Origin of the sequence: Agrobacterium vaccinii, from assembly GCF_021310995.1 — a bacterium.
GTDB lineage: Bacteria > Pseudomonadota > Alphaproteobacteria > Rhizobiales > Rhizobiaceae > Agrobacterium > Agrobacterium vaccinii.
In genome coordinates this window covers 423,219-440,427 of the sequence record NZ_CP054150.1, presented here as the reverse complement: position 1 = coordinate 440,427, position 17,209 = coordinate 423,219, and the positions used below count along the sequence as shown (strand labels likewise).

The window sequence follows — 17,209 nt, the reverse complement described above, 5'->3', positions numbered from 1 at the left end:
TGCAAATATTCTATCCTGTTCTAGGGCGTTCTATTTGTCGTCTTCGGCGGCGACCGGCGCTGGCTTGCGGCCCTTGAAGTGCTTGGCCAGCAGGAACATTTCGACGGACTCGGAGCGTGACGAAGCAGGTTTGATATGAATGACCTGCTTGAAGTTCTGCTTCAACATATCCAGCAGCGCTTTTTCGGTACCGCCCTGGAAGGTCTTGGCCAGGAAGTGACCGCCTTCTGCCAACACCTGCACGGCAAAATCCGCCGCCACTTCGCAAAGATGCATCGTGCGAATATGGTCGGTCTTCTGGTGGCCGGTGGTCGGCGCTGCCATATCCGACAAAACGAGATCCGGCGTGCCACCGACAGATTCGATCAACAGGTCTGGCGCGCTTGGGTCGAGAAAGTCGAGATGCAGGATCTTGACGCCGGGAATGGGGTCAAGCTCGAGGAAGTCGATGGCGGCGACGCGGATGTCGTCTTCAGTCGAATCCGTTACCTTGGCCGCAATCTGCGACCAGCTGCCGGGGGCTGCCCCCAGATCGATGATGCGGCGCGCATCCTTCAAAATCTGATGCTTGTCGTTGATTTCCAGCAGCTTGAAAGCCGCTCGCGCGCGATAGCCCTCGAGCTTTGCCCGCTGCACATAGGGGTCGTTGATGTGACGCTCGATCCAGCGGCGGGACGAAGGCTTCAGCTTTGCCTTCTTCACCTTCTGCCCGATCTTGCGTCCGGTACGGTTGGTACTCGTGGGCGCCTTGCTCATATCAACTCTTTCGTTCCGGTTTGCCCTGCATTTGCGCACGGCGAATCTTGTTGCGGCGCCACGCGCCATCGTCTGCCATCATATCCGTCAAAAGCCCCTCGCGAAGCCCCCTGTCGGCCACGCGCATGCGCCGGGATGGCCAACGCTTGCGGATCGCCTCAAGGATGGCGCAACCGGCCAGAACCAGATCGGCACGATCCGGCCCGATGCAGGCATTGGCGGCGCGACCTTCGAAATCCCAAGCCAGCAACTTGTCCTGCATGGCGGTGACCTCGTCGTCCGACAGCCAAAGACCATCGACTTTTCTGCGATCATAGCGCGGCAAGTCGAGATGAACACCAGCCAGCGTCGTCACCGTGCCAGAGGTTCCGATCAGATGGAAATCCTCATGCGATGCCTGCGCCCCCAGCGGAGGGCAATGGAACCCGTCCAGCAGGCCCTCGACCTCACCCACCATGGCCGCGAAGACATCCGGCGTCACATCGCGCCCGCCATGACGCTCGGACAGCGTCACGACACCCACCGGCAGCGACGTCCAGTGCGTGATGTGGTTGGCAAGCCGACTGGACCTGTTTTCACCGACGCTGATCACCGCGATCTCCGACGAGCCACCGCCAATATCGAACAGCACGACAGAGCTTGCCTCGCGACCGACGAGCGACGAGCAGCCGGAAACCGCCAGACGGGCCTCCGTCTCGCGGCTGATGATCTCGAGAACGAGCCCCGTCTCACGCGTGACACGCGACAGGAACTCTTCGCCATTGACTGCCTGGCGGCAGGCCTCCGTCGCAATCAACCGCATCCGGCGGATAGAGCGCCCGGCGAGTTTGGCCGCGCAAACCTTCAGCGCCTCGACCGCGCGGTCCATGGCATCGTCCGAAAGCCGCCCCGTCGATACCAACCCCTCACCCAGTCGCACGATCCGCGAGAAGGCATCCACCACGCGGAACTGTCCGGGGCGGGTGGGCTGCGCGATCAGGAGACGGCAATTGTTGGTGCCAAGATCGAGCGCGGCATACATGTCGGCATTGGTATCCACGCTGCCGTCACGGTAATGCGCCTGCGACCGCCCATGACCGCGATGCTGTTGATCTGTCGGTGCGGGAGCATGCGCAGGTGCTGCCGCGCCATTCTGACGCGCAGACGTCTTGGGCGCATGGGTCGGCATGAGCGGCCTGCCCTGCGGTCCGCGTTGCGTACGTTTTCCGCCACGCGACTTGCGTTTGCCCTGCGATGGTTGCTGTTGACCTGATGTCTCTGTGGCAGGGCTAGCAGCGCCTGTTTCCTGCGATGCCTGAGCATCGCTCTGGCCACCCCCTTGGCCGCCTCCCTGTCCGCGCGCACGCCTGCGTCGCTTACGCTTTCGCGGTTCGGAGTCACGCTCCGCATTGCCAGTGTTTGGGGAATCCGTGCGGGAATCGGCATGATGTAGCTGCGGCAAAGCCTGCGCATCACGGGGCTTACCGCTGCGCCTGCTCTTACCACGACGGGAACGCTTCGCATTCCCCTTTTCCACCGCCGACGCCCCTGATTCCGACGGCTTTACGCCGTTACCGGGGTCAGTCACTGTTCTATCCATATCCGCCGCGCGAAAGCGTAAAGCGATGCTGCTGGCGTTCATAAGTTACGTTGACGCAACCATACCAGCGCCCGGCATTTTAGCCAACCGATTTTTGGGTGGGGCGTTGCAGCCCTCTGCTGTCGCAGGACGCAAAGCGCAATTGGGCTAGTCTCCCGCTTGACGAGAGAGCCCTTCGATTGAGGAAAATCTCGTGATCAGCTCCGATTGCCGCCCTACCCCGTCTTCGACAATATGCGCTTCACAACTGAATCGTCTCGCCAAGACACATTGACCACGCCACTCGGCTTTCCGGTGCTGTCAGGTCGTAAGTTCCGGCTGGCTGCGATTGCAGAATATCCCGCCCCACAGGTGAAAATAGACCCGGCGTAAATACCATCGACAATATCTGCACCTCCAAACATGGATAAACGTGATCTTCCGCGCCGTTGCGACGCCAACTCAAGGTTTAGGCAAGAAACGTTTGCCAAGAGTGCAAACATAAGTAGCCCACCAAATTCTAGACGCGATGGAAGGTACAAAATGCTTTTGGAAATGTCATATCCTGCGGCGTCAGTGACTAATGCGACAACCCTCGCAGTTCTCACCTATGACGACCCGGATGGCTACGCCAATGCACAGTCAACCTACGAACGATGGCGCGAACATCTTCCAGCGACAGCATTTGCGATTGTGCCACTCCCGCACGCACCAGAGCTTCCGGCACGATTGGCAGTTCTGGAAAAGCAATTCGGACTTCCCAAACAGCGCATGGCACTCATCGGGTTTGGCTCAGCCGCCGACAAAATACTGTGTGAAGCCCTAAAAAGCGAAGACAAGTTCGCGGCCATCATCAGCTTCAACATGCATCTTGAAAACTTCGCGATGGATTGCAAAAGCTTACCGCCGGTCTTTCTTGTTCATGGGGGGCTCAATCCTCACACGCCACCTGCGAACTTTCTGAAAATGTTCCATACCTTGTCAGAAACCGGCATTCCTGTTTCGATCTGCTTCCGTCCAGAAGCTGGTCTGGAACTGACATCTTCCGGCCTTCTAGCGGCGATGTATTTTTTGCAAGGAGCCTTTGCGGCACTGGGGCCCTTCAAGGCTGCTGAAGCTCAACAATCACGAGAGAATCTCGCCGATCGCGCAAAGAGTATCAAGGCGATTATCTGGGATCTCGACGATACGCTGTGGGACGGGACACTGGATGATATCGGTGCCCTGTCACTCAAAGCGTTTCGGGTCGAAACCATCAAGCGCCTTAACAAATGCGGACTGATTTCCGCCATATGTTCCAAAAATGACTTCGACACCGCAAAGGCCAAACTGATCGAACTCGGCATATGGGATGAATTCGTCTTTCCTCGGATTGCTTTTGTCCCAAAGGGCGATGCTTTGAAATCCATGATTTCAGACATGCAGTTGCGACCGAAAAACTGCCTGTTCATCGATGATAACGCGGTTAATCTGGCAGAGGCTTGCGCCGCTCTCCCCGACCTTCAAGTCCTTGATGCAACGGCGGCAGATTGCGACGTGTTCCTGCAGACCCTGCTCGATGCGCATGGCAATGTCACCAAGTCGCGACTGGATGACTACCGGGCACTGGAGAATCGTGTCAGTGAAGACCAACTGCATGGGGGAAGCAGGGAAGAGTTTCTGAAATCCTGCGATATTCGTGTCGCCATCGCCAGAGAATCCGACGTGGTCGATTTTGCACATCGGATTGAAGAACTCATCAATCGAACGAACCAGCTGAACTTTCTTAAGACGCGAGTCGAACCTGGAAGCATGGCGAGATTCCTGTCGGAGTCATCCTTACGCATGTCCTTTGCCTTGTTTGCTTGGGACAAATTCGGCTATCACGGTCTTGTCGGATTTATCGCAGTCGACGTTCGAGAAAACACCTTGCTGCACATGACGTTTTCTTGCCGCATCATGCACATGGGCATGGAAAATCTGTTTTTGGCGCACGTTATGGAACACTATCCAAATCTTAAAGTTCCGCCTACCTTGACGATAGAGCCCACCATTCCATCGTGGATTACGCAGGAAAACTATAACGCAGCCCCGATCCGAGCCCTGATTCTGGATAGGGAAAAAAACATTGAGGTCGACCCGGCCAAGGTAAAAATCCGGTTTATGGCGCATTGCCATTCCGGCACCTTCGCGCATTTTTCAGGCTTGAGGGATATTGCGGAGATCGACAATTATCCGCGCGTATTCGCTCTGCCGCTCATGCTCCGTCTTGATCCCAGCGTGCAGAATTTCCCGGACTTTCTCGTGTACCATACCGGTATCGACTATATGGATATGCCTTGGCCGGAAGAAGAACGAGCTGAGCTGGAAACCAAGCTCTATCCGTTTTGCGCGGAAAAGCTTGCGCAGTTTCTTCAGGAGAACGGCAAGCGAATGCTTGTCGTCTGCTCTGCAGCTCCGGACGGCGAAGAGTTCTACTCGGAGACTAATGGCATAACCAAAAGGCGTTTGAAGGGTGTCAGTGACGCTTGGGCGGCCATCGCAGAAAAATTCGACTGCGTCGATCTGATGGACGTCGATAGCCTGGTTGGCGCTGACGGGATGGTCGACGTTCTTCACTTCAAGGTGGAATCCAGCGAAAAAATCGCAAAGGAAATCGCCCGTTGGTACTGGGAGTTGAACGCGGATCAGGCAACGCAAAAGATTGCCGCATGTGAAGCGACAGACCGCTCAAACATCGGCATCTTTTAAACAAAAAGCTTTTTGTGAAGAAATGGTACGGTTGGGGGGAATTGAACCTCCGACCTCAGGTGCCACAAACCTGCGCTCTAACCAACTGAGCTACAACCGCATAGAAACGCCGCGTCGGCGTTACGGAGGCTCACATACGGGGAGTTTTTCCGTTTTGCAAGTCCTTCGGTGATATTTGCCAAAAAAGCTTGGGAAAGCAAGCGTGTTCGGGCCGCATGGCCAACGGCGTGCAAAAAGGCTTGGATTGAACGCTTCGCTGCGTGATTGGCGATTGCAAAAGGTGGCCTGCCAACACACATTCTGCGTGATGTGCAGAACTTTTTCATGGGCCCGGCGAATTAACTGTAATTGGCAATTCCCAAGACAGATGATGGACCTATTGGGCCTGTGAAGTTATTTAAGATTCTGTTAACATCGAGCCGATGCAGGCTGTGTGGTTCCTCATGATGAGGTCTAGCGGTTGCGTGAGGTCAGGTCGTGCCCAGAATAGGTTACCCATGCCCGCCGTACAATATCCATTTATAGACATTGCAGTTCATGAGCGTGTTCGAGACCATTTCGGTCGGGGCGAAGCCATGGCCCTGTTTTCGATGGATTTGCAAAGTGCGCTCTGGGCAAACGGTCGCGGTGCCGCACTGTTCGGTACTCCGATGATCTATGATTTTCTGGAACGTGGACCAAGACAGCAGGACGTGACGTTCCGCCAGTTTTCCGCAACGGCGGGGCGTCTTGTAAAGACCGGCGATAGCGGTCAGTTCACGATCCGTATTCATTCCGGCTTTAGAAGCGTTTCAGTCGTCGCAACTGCCGAGATCATCGAGGTGGAAGCAGGCGAGCAGACCCTGCTGTTTACCGCTCCTATCGATGCTGCCATCCCTTCATTGCAGGAACGTGCGCGCCGGATGATAGAGGGTTTTGACGATCCCGATATTCACATGGCCGTGCTGGATGCAAACAGCAAAATCCTGGCGGCATCCACTGGGTTCGCCGGGCTCGGCATCACACCGGTCACCACGCGCACCCTTGTTTCCATGGCGTCCAGCCAGCAGGGCAAGCTGGTGAAGCGGCCTGTGCCGGCAGGCAAAGGCTATCTGCCCGCCGCCGCTGGACAGCTATCGCAGGACCCGGAACTCAATTTGTTGTTTGTGGTCGAGACCGTCATCGGTACGCTCGATCCTTCCGCCGAATTCACGCAGACGAAGCCGGAGCCGCAGGTAGAGCCTGAACCGGAGCCAACTGCGCCTGTCGAAATGGCCGATGAAGCAGCGCAGACCATTGCCGATGCGCCGGATGCAGTGGCGGATATCGATGATATCTCCGAGCCGCAGGACGCTGATGATGATGCCGAGGTGATTGCGGACGCGGTTGCCGTGGAAGCGGCAGAGCCGGAGGTTGCGAACGAGGCTCTGGCCGAAGACGAGCTCGAACAACCAGCAGAACCGATGCCGATCGTTGACGAAGAGCCAGAAGCGCAGGTGGTCGAGGCTGAGCCCGAGCTGCCGCTGCTGGCAGAGCCCGCCGTCGCCACCATTGACAACGCGGAACCTGACACAAAGCAGGCTGGCGAAGACGCGCCCTTCGTGTTCGATCCGAACCGTCGTGCCTCCCGCTTTGTCTGGAAAATCGATGCGGCCGGACGTTTCACCTCGATCTCGCGGGAATTTTCCGATGCTGTCGGACCGAAGGCTGCCAATGTCGAGGGCATGAGCTTTTCCGATCTCGCTGCCCTGTTCAATCTGGACCCCGATGGCAAGATCACCGAGCTTTTGAACCGGCGTGATACATGGTCCGGCAAGACGATCTTTTGGCCCGTCGAAGGCACATCGCTGACCGTTCCCATCGATCTGGCCGCGCTGCCGACCTATACCCGCTCGCGTGAATTCGACGGCTTCCGGGGCTTTGGCATCGTGCGCATTGGCGACGCGGTGGAAGATCCGAATGCGGTTGGCCTGTCTCTTGCTGCCGGACCGCTGTCTGCCGAAGAGGTGCAGCCGGAGACCATCGAGCCAGCGCCTGTTGACGAGGAAACGCTGTTTTCCCTGCCGCAGGAGGATGAAGAAGCCGAGGTTCAGCCCACTTCCATTCCTGACGCGGTGAATGAAAACGTAGCGGAAGACGAGCCGCGCAGCTACGAGCCGCCCGACCATGAAGTGCCTGCGCTCAGGATCACCGAGACGCCGAACCGCCGTTATTCCGACAAGGTGGTGCAGTTCGAAGACCGGCGTGCCAAAAGCCGCGAGCAATTGACCGTCAGCGAGCGTGCGGCCTTTCAGGAAATTGCCCGCACATTGAAGCCTGCGGTCAGCGATGACGACGGTGGCGCCGAGCATCAGGAAATGGATGCTCAGGAGACGGCGGATATCATCGCCCCTGAGCCCGAAATCGTGGCCGATGTGCAGCCGCAGGATGAGCCTTCCACCCCGGAAGTGACGGTCGTGGAGCCGCAGGCCGAAGATGACGACTTCGCGGATTATACGCGGGGCGATGAGCCTGTCAGCTTCGTTGTGCCACTCGCCTCGGCCCGCGGTGCGGATGCTGAAGAGGCAAATGACGCCATTACCGGGCAGCGCGCGCCGCTGCGTCCCGCCGCGACCTTGACGGCAGAGACGATAGACCAGATGCCGCTCGCGCTTCTCATCCACAGCGGTGACCGGCTGATCCACGCCAACCCGGAGTTTCTGCGGTTGACGGGTTATTCGACAGCCGAAGAGTTGGCCGAGGTCGGTGGTCTCGATGCGCTGCTGCAACGGGATGAACTGGACGCGGTGTCGGAACGCTCGGGCGGTATGGTTGCCGTCAGCGCCGATAACGAGCTGATCCCGGTCAAGGCGCGGCTACAATCCATTCGCTGGGAAGATGCGGGTGCGTTGATGCTGTCGCTGATCCCGACGGATGAGCAAACCGCGCATCCCCTGCCCGCCAACAGCAATAGCGAAGCACCTGTTGGAGAAACGGATGCCGAAGTCACCGATCTGAAAGGTCAGGTCGAGGAGCTGCACTCCATTCTGGAAACAGCAACGGATGGCGTTGTGCTGCTGGGTGAAGACGGTACCATTCGCTCGCTCAACCGGTCGGCCAGCGCGCTGTTCAACTACGATCATGACGAACTTTCCGCCAAGCCGTTCGTGACCCTGTTTGCGCATGAAAGCCAGCGGGCCGTGCTGGATTACCTTTCCGGGCTTGCCAATAACGGCGTTGCCAGCGTGCTGAACGATGGCCGCGAGGTGATCGGTCGTGAAGCGTCTGGCGGTTTCCTGCCATTGTTCATGACCATCGGTCGGTTGAAATCCTCCAACGGCTACTGCGCCGTCATCCGCGACATTACCCAATGGAAGCGCACCGAGGAAGATTTGCGCAACGCCAAACGCGCCGCAGAAACCGCCAATGCCCACAAGACGGATTTCCTTGCCCGCGTCAGCCATGAAATCCGCACGCCGTTGAATGCGATCATCGGCTTTGCGGACATGATGGCGACGGAGCGGTTCGGCCCGGTCGGTCATCCGCGCTACGTCGAATATTCCAATGACATCGTGCGCTCTGGCCGCCATGTTCTTGATATCGTCAACGACCTTCTCGACATCTCTAAAATCGAGGCGGGGCAGATGGATGTCGACTTCAAGGCGGTTGCCTTGAATGATACGATTGCTGAGGCCGTTTCCATTGTGCAGCCGCAGGCCAACAATCAGCGCGTCATCATCCGCACTGCATTGTCGCAGTCCGTGCCGCCGATCGTTGCCGATCTGCGCTCCATCAAGCAGATCATGCTCAATGTGCTGTCGAACGCCATCAAGTTCACACCTTCAGGCGGACAGATCGTGGTGTCCACGGCCTATGAGGCGAACGGCAGCGTCGTGCTGCGCATTCGCGATACCGGCATCGGCATGACCCGGGCCGAGCTGGAACAGGCTATGAAACCGTTCCGTCAGGTTGCAGCCTCCAGCAGCCGTGTGCGGGGAGATGGCACCGGCCTTGGCCTGCCGCTGACCAAGGCGATGGTGGATGCGAACCGCGCCAACTTCTCGATCACATCGGCCCCCAATGAGGGAACGCTGGTGGAAATCAGCTTTCCCTCGCAGCGCGTGCTTGCGAACTAGCCCCTGACGGGATTAGCAATGTGGGAGAGCGCTATCCGCTCTTCTCGCATTTTTAAGCTGCCCATCGGCCAGTGCCGGTGCCGGAAGGATCAGAGCTTGCCGCTGTCCCATGCTTCCCCTACCCGCACGGTTGCCCGAAGCCTGAAACCTTCGGGGCTTTCGCTCGGCACACTGGTTCTTGCTGTCGCGGTCGCCATGCCGCTGATCGCGATCTTCTCCATCGCGGCCACGGGCGGCACCGATGGCTGGCGCCACCTGCTGGTCAATGTTTTGCCGCGCGCAGGCGGCCAAACGCTATTGCTGCTTTCCATGACAGGACTTGCTGCCGCCGTATTCGGCATCATCGCAGCATGGCTGGTTAGCACTTTCCAGTTTCCGCTGCGCCGTGCCCTTTCGGTCGCGCTGGTTCTGCCGCTCGCAATTCCGTCCTATCTTGCGGCATACGCGTTCGGCGAGTTTCTGGATTTTACCGGACCGGTGCAGAGTGCCGTCCGCACGCTGTTCGGCTATCATTCGATCAGGGATTACTGGTTTCCCGATATCCGGTCTCTCGGCGGTGCGGTGCTGGTGCTCAGCTCCGTTCTTTATCCGTATGTCTATCTTTCAGTCAGAGCGGCGTTCGGCCTGCAAGGCCGCTATGCAACGGAAGCCGCCAGAACACTCGGCGCAAGTCCGCTGCGCATATTCCTGTCCGTGCAACTGCCTATGGCAAGGCCCGCCATCATCATCGGCCTCGCCCTGGTGATGATGGAAACGCTGAATGACATCGGGGCCATCGAATATCTCGGTGTTCGCACGCTGACCTTCGCCATTTACGAGACATGGCTGAACCGTGGCAATCTGGCAGGCGCGACACAGATCGCCTCGGTCCTCATCCTCATCGTCGCGGCGCTCATCATCACGGAAAGGCGGGCACGCAGCCGCCAGCGATTTTCAGCCGCCAAGTCGACGGCGATGACGCAACGCTTTGCCCTCAAGCCTCTGCCAGGTGCACGCGGCTGGGCTGCCACGATGTTTTGCCTGCTGCCAATCCTCTCGGGCTTTGCCATCCCGGTGCTGGTTCTGGGTGGTTATGCGTTGAAACGGCTTGGCGCGCTGTCGGACCCCAAACTGCTCAAGGCGCTCGCCCACAGTCTGGAGGTCTCGCTGTCTGCGGCGCTGATCACCCTCGTCTGCGGCTTTATCTTTGCCTATGTGCAGCGGGTCAACGCATCGCCGATGGCGCGGTCGGCAAGCCGCATCGGCTCGCTCGGTTATGGCATACCCGGCACCGTGCTGGCGATCGGCGTGCTGTTGCCGTTATCGGCGCTCGACAATGCGCTGGATGGATTTTTGCGACTGCACATGAATTACTCGACCGGACTTCTGTTGTCAGGCACGGCCTTTGCCATCATCTATGCGCACAGCGTCCGCTTCATGACACTGGCGGAAGGCACCATCGATGCGGGCTTTCAAAAGCTCTCGCCTCACATCGACATGGCGGCTAGGACGCTGGGGCGCAACCGTGCGCAGACGCTCATCACCGTTCTCTTACCCAACATCCGCCCTGCCGCCATCACGGCGGCGCTGCTGGTTTTCATCGAATCCCTCAAAGAACTCCCCGCCACCATCATGCTGCGCCCCTTCAACTTCAACACGCTGGCAACACTCGTCTACGAAGACGCATCACGCTCCAAGGTGCAGGACGCTTCCATCCCCGCCCTCATCATCATCGCTGCCGGGCTGATACCCGTGCTGCTGGTGTCGCGATCGCTGGATCATAAAGGCGAGGCTGGCGGGCAGTAATCCAGCCATCTGCACCAGCCTGAAGAAAGCCTTGGCGGATATGTTTGCCGAGGAAAGTAATGCTGCTCATTCCTCAAGCCCTTCCTTTCCGACGTGGATAGAGAAGAGGCATGAAGGATACGCATGAGTATCGCGCAAACAGATTCCGCAAACGCTGAGCTTGGCTCCCACCCCTATAGTGCGCTCCCCGACCGGGCGATCTGGCGCAAAGCGGTGGCAGAGACCCATGCGTTGCAGTTGGAAAATCTGTACAAGAAGAAATTCGACATCTTCCCCCAAACGGCAATTGCGACAGCCGGCAGCTGCTTTGCGCAGCATGTTGCCACATCGCTGAAAAAGAACGGTTTTGCCTTCACGGACTTCGAACCCGCGCCACCTCTTTTTCCGCCAGCGCAGGCCAAGAGCTACAATTATGGGGTCTATTCCGCCCGCTATTGCAACATTTACAGCGCACGGCAGTTGCTCCAGACGTTTGACCGGGCATTTGGCCGGTTCACGCCCGGTGAGCAAGCGTGGCGCAAGGGCGAAGGCGTGGTCGATCCATTCCGTCCGCTGCTGGAGCCTGAGCCGTTTTCAAGCGTCGCAGAACTGGAGCGCTCCCGCCAGTCCCATTTCGCTGCGATCAGAGAGCTCTTTACCAAAACGGAAGTCTTCGTCTTCACGCTGGGCCTGACCGAAGCCTGGATTGCCAAAAGCGATGGCGCCGTTTTTCCGCTTTGCCCTGGCACGGTGGCCGGTCGGTTTGACGAGAGCGAATACGAATTCAAAAACTTCAACTACTTCGAGATTTTCGAAGACCTCGTTGCCATCATCACGCGTTGGCGTGAGGTCAATGCCGATATAAAATTCGTGCTGACCGTCTCCCCCGTTCCGCTGACTGCGACCAAGAGCGATGATCACGTTCTCGCGGCATCGCTGTATTCCAAGTCCGTGCTGCGTGCGGTTGCAGGCCATCTTTCGAATGAAGCCGATTTCGTCGATTATTTCCCCTCCTATGAGATCATCGCAGCGCCGAGCGGGCGCGGTATTTTCTACGATCCCAACCTGCGTACGGTAACGCCCGCAGGTGTCGATTACGTCATGTCACATTTTTTCAAAGAGCACCGGGGCGGCACGTCCGCACCCTCCGCGATGACAAGCAGGCCAATCAATATTGGCGACCATGAGATCGTCTGCGAGGAAATGATGCAGGCGCAGGAGCTTGGTTATGCTTGAAATCATCGGAGATTCGCACATCATCGCGCTGGCGGAGGCGATCAAGCATGTCTCCTTCAACAGCCGTCATGGGCAATTGCGTATCGCCCAGATGGGGCACGGCTATAACTTTCTGGAGCCTTTCTTTTCCGCCGACAACGATACCGTCGCGTTTACCCAGGCGCCTGCGAAGGCGATATTCGAGAAAATCAACCCGGATCATCCGACCGTCATTTGCCGAAACGATCCTCGACGCTTCGTCTTCATGTTCGGGCTCTATCCAAGCTTTGGTTTCGATCAAAAGCACTGGACGACACACACTGCCGCAATCTGGTCTCAGGACCGACAATTCGTCTCCAAGAGCGGCTTTGACGCGATCATCGATCACACGCTGATAGAGCCTATGTCGTTCTTCCGCACACTGCGTGGCATGAACGTTGAGTTCTCGGTTGCTTCCTGTTGCCCTGTACCATCAAGCTATCAAAGGTTGGCCGGGAAAACCCAATTCGCTGACGGCGAGATCGCTTTTATCTACAATCGGTTCCGCGACCGCGCGACGGCACAACTGGAAGACATGGGCATCGCTTACCACCATCCACCTTCGTCGGTTTACGATGCAGATGGCGCGATGCTCGACGTCTTTGCAAAACAACCGGGCGACTATCACGCCAATGTCGAATACGGACGCCTTATGCTGGAAAAAATTCTTCAGGACGTGGAGCAGTCCTGACTTGTCATGAGGCGCATCCGTCGAAAAGAAAAGGCAGCCGAAGCTGCCTTGAGAGTTTGTGCTTATTAACGAGAGTCGGAATAAAACAACATCATGTCTTTGAGCCACCGGCCCGGTCACCCTCTCATTGAGTGCACCCACGTTGCCTACCATTTGGAACATGGCCATTTAACAAAGGGTTAAAGGGCGACTACACCATTTAGGGACAACAAATTCCTAAGATTATTCGCCGGATTTCGCGAGACGCTGCTCAGTTGCCGGTTCATCCTTTCGCCGCCGCATGTTCATCGCGCATGCGCTGCAATTCGCCACGTTTAGAAGCGATGGAGGCGCAGATGACGCCGATGGTGACGAGCGCGATCAGGATGGTGCAGATGGCATTGATCTCAGGCGTCACACCAAGACGCACCTGCGAGTAGATCTTGATCGGCAGCGTCGTGGCACCCGGCCCGGTCGTGAAGCTGGCGATGACGAGATCGTCTAGCGACAACGAAAAGGCCAGCATCCACCCGGCGACGACGGCGGGCAGGATGAGCGGTAGCGTGATGCGGAAGAAGGTTTTGACCGGCGGGCAACCGAGATCGAGCGCGGCTTCTTCCAGACTGCGGTCGAAGGTTAGCAGGCGTGATTGCACGACAATCGCCACGTAACACATGGTGAAAGTCGTATGCGCGATGACCACGGTCCAGAAACTGCGGTCCACGCCCACGGCCACGAAGAGCAGCAACAGCGACAGGCCGGTGATCACCTCCGGCATGACCAGTGGCGCATAGATCATGCCGGAAAACAGGATACGGCCCGGAAAGCGAGAGAACCGCGTGAGCGACAGTGCCGCCAGCGTGCCGAGAATGGTGCCGATGGTGGCACTGAGAACGGCGACGCGCGCGGTGATCCATGCCGCATCCATCAGGCCCTGGTTGGACCACATGGAGCTGTACCATTGCAGCGAAAAGCCGCCCCACACCGTGACCAGCTTGGAGGCATTGAAGGAATAGATCACCAGAATGATGATGGGGATGTAGAGAAAAGCAAAGCAGAAGGTGAGAATAGTCGTATCGAACTTGCCGCGCTTCATGTCTATGCCACCTTCTTCTGCTGGTTCTGGAAGATGGCGATGGGCACGACGAGCAACAGCAGCAACAGCACCGCCACGGCAGATGCCAACGGCCAGTCACGATTGCCGAAGAACTCCGTCCAAAGCGTCTTGCCGATCATCAGAGTTTCTGCGCCGCCCAGCAAATCGGGAATGACGAACTCGCCGGTGATGGGAATGAAGCAGATCATCGATCCGGCGATGACGCCCGGCAGAGACAGCGGGAGGGTGATTTTCCAGAACGCTTTCCACGGTGGGCATCCCAGATCGTTGGCTGCTTCCAACAGTGTCGCATCCAGCTTTTCCAGCGCAGCGTAAAGCGGCAGCACCATGAAGGGCAGGTAGGAATAGACGATGCCGATGAAGACGGCGGTATCGGTGCGGAAGATGTTGACCTGTTCGTCCGGCCCGAGAAGTCCGGTGGTCTGGAACAGCAACGTCAAGAGGCCTTCGGGCTTCAGAATGCCGATCCAGGCGTAAACGCGTATGAGGAACGAGGTCCAGAACGGCAGGATGACCAGCATCACCAGCGTGGGTCGGATGGTGCTGGGAGCACGCGCCATGGCCAGCGCCATGGGGTAGCCGATCAACAGCAGAAGGAAGGTCGAGATGAAGGCGATGCGCAGCGACGACAGATAGGCTTCGATATAAAGCGGGTCCTCGGTCAGGAAGAGATAGTTCTCGAAATCCAGCTGCGAAAAGAAATCGCCGATCCTGGCAAAGCCTTCGAAGACCGGCGTATAGGGCGGCATGGCGATGGCGGTGTCTGAAAAGGAGATTTTCAGAATGATGAGGAAGGGTGCCGCGAAGAACAGCAGCAGCCAGAGATAGGGTATGGCCACCACCAGCCAACGGGTGGGGCTTTGCCGGTTTTCCGGGGACGAAATCGCCATGTTCAACCCTCCCTCAGCGTGTGAGAACCAGACCGGAATCGGCTTTCCAGTTGAGCCAGACCATATCCCCGAAGGTGATGGGCCTATCGACCAGACGCGAGACATTGGCCTGCGCGGCACGAATGACCCGGCCATCGTCCAGCTTGACGATGAACACCGAGAAATCGCCGAGATAGCCGATATCCCAGACCTCGCCATGCGCCACGTTCGGCGATGTCTCCGTCGGTGCATCCAGTGAAATGCGGACCTTTTCCGGGCGGACGGCAAAGGCCACCCTGTCGCCGATTGCGGCGGCGCATTCCTGCTCCACGGTGACATCAAGACCATCGCAATCCAGTTGCACGGCAGGGCCTGTCTTGGACGTGACGGTGGCGTCGAAGATGTTGATGTCACCGATGAAGTCCGCCACGTAGCGGCTGTTGGGGGCTTCGTAAATTTCAGCCGGTGTTGCTACCTGCGCGACGATGCCCTTGTCCATCACGGCAATGCGGTCAGATACCGTCATCGCTTCTTCCTGATCATGGGTGACGATGAGGAAGGTGGTACCAAGCGTTTGCTGAAGGTCCATCAACTCGAACTGGGTTTCCTCGCGCAGCTTCTTGTCCAGCGCGCCAAGCGGCTCGTCCAGCAACAGCACCTTTGGCCGCTTGGCCAGAGAGCGCGCCAGCGCCACGCGTTGACGCTGCCCGCCGGAAAGCTGGCTCGGCTTGCGTTTGGCAAACTCGGTGAGCTTGACCATGCGCAGCATTTCCTCGACGCGGAGCTTGATATCTGCTTTGGGCAGACCATCCTGCTCAAGACCGAAGGCGATGTTCTTTTCCACCGACATATGCGGAAACAAGGCGTAGGACTGGAACATCATATTGGTGGGCCGCTTATAGGGCGGTACGCCGGAGATGTCCTTGCCCTGCAAGAGGATACGACCTTCCGTCGGCTCCTCGAAACCGGCCAGCATGCGCATCAGCGTGGTCTTGCCGCAGCCGGATGGGCCGAGCAGCGAGAAGAATTCGCGCTCGTAAATATCCAGCGTCAAATTATCCACGGCGACGAAATCGCCAAACCTCTTGGTGACATTCTCAAACCGGATGAACGGAGCCGCCGCCGGATCAGTCCATGGAGAGAATTTGCGTTTAACCGGGCCAAGAGATTTCGCCATGAACTGTCCCATTTGTTTTATGTAAAGGCTGAACGAGAAAGGGGCAGGAGTTTCCACCCGCCCCTTTTGAAAACCCGGTCAGCTGCCGGTTTTTATCTGGGTCCAGACGCGGTTGAGAACGCGCTGTTCTTTCGGTCCATAGGGCGAAATGGTGAAGAGCTTCTTCATCGTCTCCGCATCCGGGTAAACGCCCGGGTTCTTGGAGACAGCCTCATCCATTAGCGGCTGCGACGCAAGGTTGCCGTTGGCATATTGGACGTAATCCGAAGCCTTGGCGGCAACATCAGGCTTCATCATGAAGTTGATGAAGGCGTGCGCTGCATCAACATTCTTGGCATCTGCGGGAATGGCAAAGGAATCCATCCAGATATAGGTGCCTTCTTTCGGAATGACGTAGTTCACTTCAACGCCGTTCTTTGCTTCCTCGGCGCGGGTCTTGGCCTGGAGAATATCGCCGGACCAGCCGATGGTGATGCAGCTGTCGCCATTGGCCAGCTCATCGATATAGGCCGAGGAATTGAAGGTTTTGACCGAAGGACGGATGGCCTTGTAGACATCGCCACCGGCTTCCAGATCAGCCGTTTCCTTGCTGTCCGGGTTCTTGCCGATGTAGTTCATGGCGATGGCGAAAGTTTCGTCGGATGCATCGAGAATGTTGATGCCGCAGGACTTCAGCTTGGCCGCGTTTTCCGGCTTGAACAGAATATCCCAGCTATCGACCTTAACATCATCGCCGAGTGCAGCCTTGATCTTGGCGACGTTGTAGCCGATGCCGGTGGTGCCCCACATGTAGTTGACGGCATATTCATTGCCGGGATCATACTGCGACAGGCGCGTGGTAATTTCCGGCCACATGTTCTTGAGGTTCGGAAGCTTGGACTTGTCCAGCTTCTGGTAGACCCCAGCCTTGATCTGACGCGCCAGGAACGGCGATGTCGGCGCGACCACATCATAACCGGAGTTGCCAGCCAGCAACTTGGTTTCCAGCACTTCGTTGCCGTCATAGACGTCGTAAACGACCTTGATGCCGGTTTCCTTGGTGAATTCTTCCAAAAGGGCAGGATCGATATAGTCCGACCAGTTGTAGACGTGGACGACCTTTTCCTGCGCAAATGCGGTGCCAGCGGCCAGAACGGCTGCGGCAACGGCGAGGCTGAAACGAAGCGAACGATGTTTCATGATATCTCCTGTTTGAACGCGCCGTGGGAAGACGCGTGATC

Annotated in this window: 11 protein-coding genes and 1 tRNA gene; 5 read left to right on the top strand and 7 right to left on the bottom strand. The window is 57.6% G+C overall.

What is annotated here, in order from left to right; genetic code table 11:
* Positions 1 to 30: 30 nt before the first annotated feature.
* Together HRR99_RS02105 and HRR99_RS02100 are read right to left on the bottom strand one after the other, a co-directional pair.
* Complete coding sequence (locus HRR99_RS02105) at positions 31 to 756, bottom strand: RlmE family RNA methyltransferase (protein WP_233122576.1); 726 nt, start codon at positions 754 to 756, stop codon at positions 31 to 33.
* A gap of 1 nt (position 757) precedes the next feature.
* Positions 758 to 2,335 (bottom strand): Ppx/GppA phosphatase family protein, encoded by a 1,578-nt coding sequence (locus tag HRR99_RS02100; protein WP_422387284.1) that lies wholly within the window; start codon positions 2,333 to 2,335, stop codon positions 758 to 760.
* A 522-nt stretch (positions 2,336 to 2,857) separates the two neighbouring features.
* Here HRR99_RS02100 and HRR99_RS02095 point away from each other — a divergent pair.
* Entirely contained in the window at positions 2,858 to 5,044 is a 2,187-nt protein-coding gene (locus HRR99_RS02095; protein WP_233122574.1) for a hypothetical protein, read from the top strand.
* A gap of 23 nt (positions 5,045 to 5,067) precedes the next feature.
* Here the strand turns inward: HRR99_RS02095 and HRR99_RS02090 are convergent.
* A tRNA-His gene (locus HRR99_RS02090) sits at positions 5,068 to 5,144 on the bottom strand.
* A gap of 397 nt (positions 5,145 to 5,541) precedes the next feature.
* Here HRR99_RS02090 and HRR99_RS02085 point away from each other — a divergent pair.
* The 4 genes from HRR99_RS02085 to HRR99_RS02070 all read left to right on the top strand — a co-directional run bounded on the left by HRR99_RS02085 (position 5,542) and on the right by HRR99_RS02070 (position 12,847).
* Positions 5,542 to 9,138 (top strand): ATP-binding protein, encoded by a 3,597-nt coding sequence (locus HRR99_RS02085; protein WP_233122573.1) that lies wholly within the window; start codon positions 5,542 to 5,544, stop codon positions 9,136 to 9,138.
* Positions 9,139 to 9,333: 195 nt separating this feature from the next.
* A complete protein-coding gene (locus HRR99_RS02080; protein WP_233123544.1) occupies positions 9,334 to 10,923 on the top strand; it encodes an ABC transporter permease in 1,590 nt (529 codons plus the stop codon).
* Between the two features lie 123 nt (positions 10,924 to 11,046).
* Positions 11,047 to 12,138, top strand: a complete 1,092-nt coding sequence (locus tag HRR99_RS02075; RefSeq protein ID WP_233122572.1) for a GSCFA domain-containing protein — start codon at positions 11,047 to 11,049, stop codon at positions 12,136 to 12,138.
* On the top strand, positions 12,131 to 12,847 hold the full coding sequence (locus HRR99_RS02070; RefSeq protein WP_233122571.1) for a hypothetical protein: 717 nt from the start codon (positions 12,131 to 12,133) through the stop codon (positions 12,845 to 12,847). The genes HRR99_RS02075 and HRR99_RS02070 overlap by 8 nt, the downstream gene beginning before the upstream one ends.
* A gap of 262 nt (positions 12,848 to 13,109) precedes the next feature.
* Here HRR99_RS02070 and HRR99_RS02065 read toward each other — a convergent pair whose 3' ends face one another.
* The 4 genes from HRR99_RS02065 to HRR99_RS02050 form a co-directional block, all read right to left on the bottom strand.
* Positions 13,110 to 13,922: an ABC transporter permease gene (locus tag HRR99_RS02065; protein ID WP_111840903.1), complete on the bottom strand. Its 813-nt coding sequence runs from the start codon at positions 13,920 to 13,922 to the stop codon at positions 13,110 to 13,112.
* 2 nt (positions 13,923 to 13,924) lie between these two features.
* Positions 13,925 to 14,833 carry an ABC transporter permease subunit gene (locus HRR99_RS02060; RefSeq protein ID WP_233122570.1) on the bottom strand — a complete coding sequence of 303 codons (909 nt, stop codon included), beginning with the start codon at positions 14,831 to 14,833 and terminating at the stop codon, positions 13,925 to 13,927.
* A gap of 13 nt (positions 14,834 to 14,846) precedes the next feature.
* Complete coding sequence (locus tag HRR99_RS02055) at positions 14,847 to 15,989, bottom strand: ABC transporter ATP-binding protein (RefSeq protein WP_112498854.1); 1,143 nt, start codon at positions 15,987 to 15,989, stop codon at positions 14,847 to 14,849.
* Positions 15,990 to 16,067: 78 nt separating this feature from the next.
* Complete coding sequence (locus HRR99_RS02050) at positions 16,068 to 17,168, bottom strand: polyamine ABC transporter substrate-binding protein (protein WP_112498855.1); 1,101 nt, start codon at positions 17,166 to 17,168, stop codon at positions 16,068 to 16,070.
* Positions 17,169 to 17,209: the final 41 nt, after the last annotated feature.

Bases quoted from the DNA above. Each gene is read 5' to 3' on its own strand.
- HRR99_RS02105 (WP_233122576.1), bottom strand. From the start codon at position 756: ATGAGCAAGGCGCCCACGAGTACCAACCGTACCGGACGCAAGATCGGG.
- HRR99_RS02100 (WP_422387284.1), bottom strand. From the start codon at position 2,335: ATGGATAGAACAGTGACTGACCCCGGTAACGGCGTAAAGCCGTCGGAA.
- HRR99_RS02095 (WP_233122574.1), top strand. From the start codon at position 2,858: ATGCTTTTGGAAATGTCATATCCTGCGGCGTCAGTGACTAATGCGACA.
- HRR99_RS02085 (WP_233122573.1), top strand. From the start codon at position 5,542: ATGCCCGCCGTACAATATCCATTTATAGACATTGCAGTTCATGAGCGT.
- HRR99_RS02080 (WP_233123544.1), top strand. From the start codon at position 9,334: ATGCCGCTGATCGCGATCTTCTCCATCGCGGCCACGGGCGGCACCGAT.
- HRR99_RS02075 (WP_233122572.1), top strand. From the start codon at position 11,047: ATGAGTATCGCGCAAACAGATTCCGCAAACGCTGAGCTTGGCTCCCAC.
- HRR99_RS02070 (WP_233122571.1), top strand. From the start codon at position 12,131: ATGCTTGAAATCATCGGAGATTCGCACATCATCGCGCTGGCGGAGGCG.
- HRR99_RS02065 (WP_111840903.1), bottom strand. From the start codon at position 13,922: ATGAAGCGCGGCAAGTTCGATACGACTATTCTCACCTTCTGCTTTGCT.
- HRR99_RS02060 (WP_233122570.1), bottom strand. From the start codon at position 14,833: ATGGCGATTTCGTCCCCGGAAAACCGGCAAAGCCCCACCCGTTGGCTG.
- HRR99_RS02055 (WP_112498854.1), bottom strand. From the start codon at position 15,989: ATGGCGAAATCTCTTGGCCCGGTTAAACGCAAATTCTCTCCATGGACT.
- HRR99_RS02050 (WP_112498855.1), bottom strand. From the start codon at position 17,168: ATGAAACATCGTTCGCTTCGTTTCAGCCTCGCCGTTGCCGCAGCCGTT.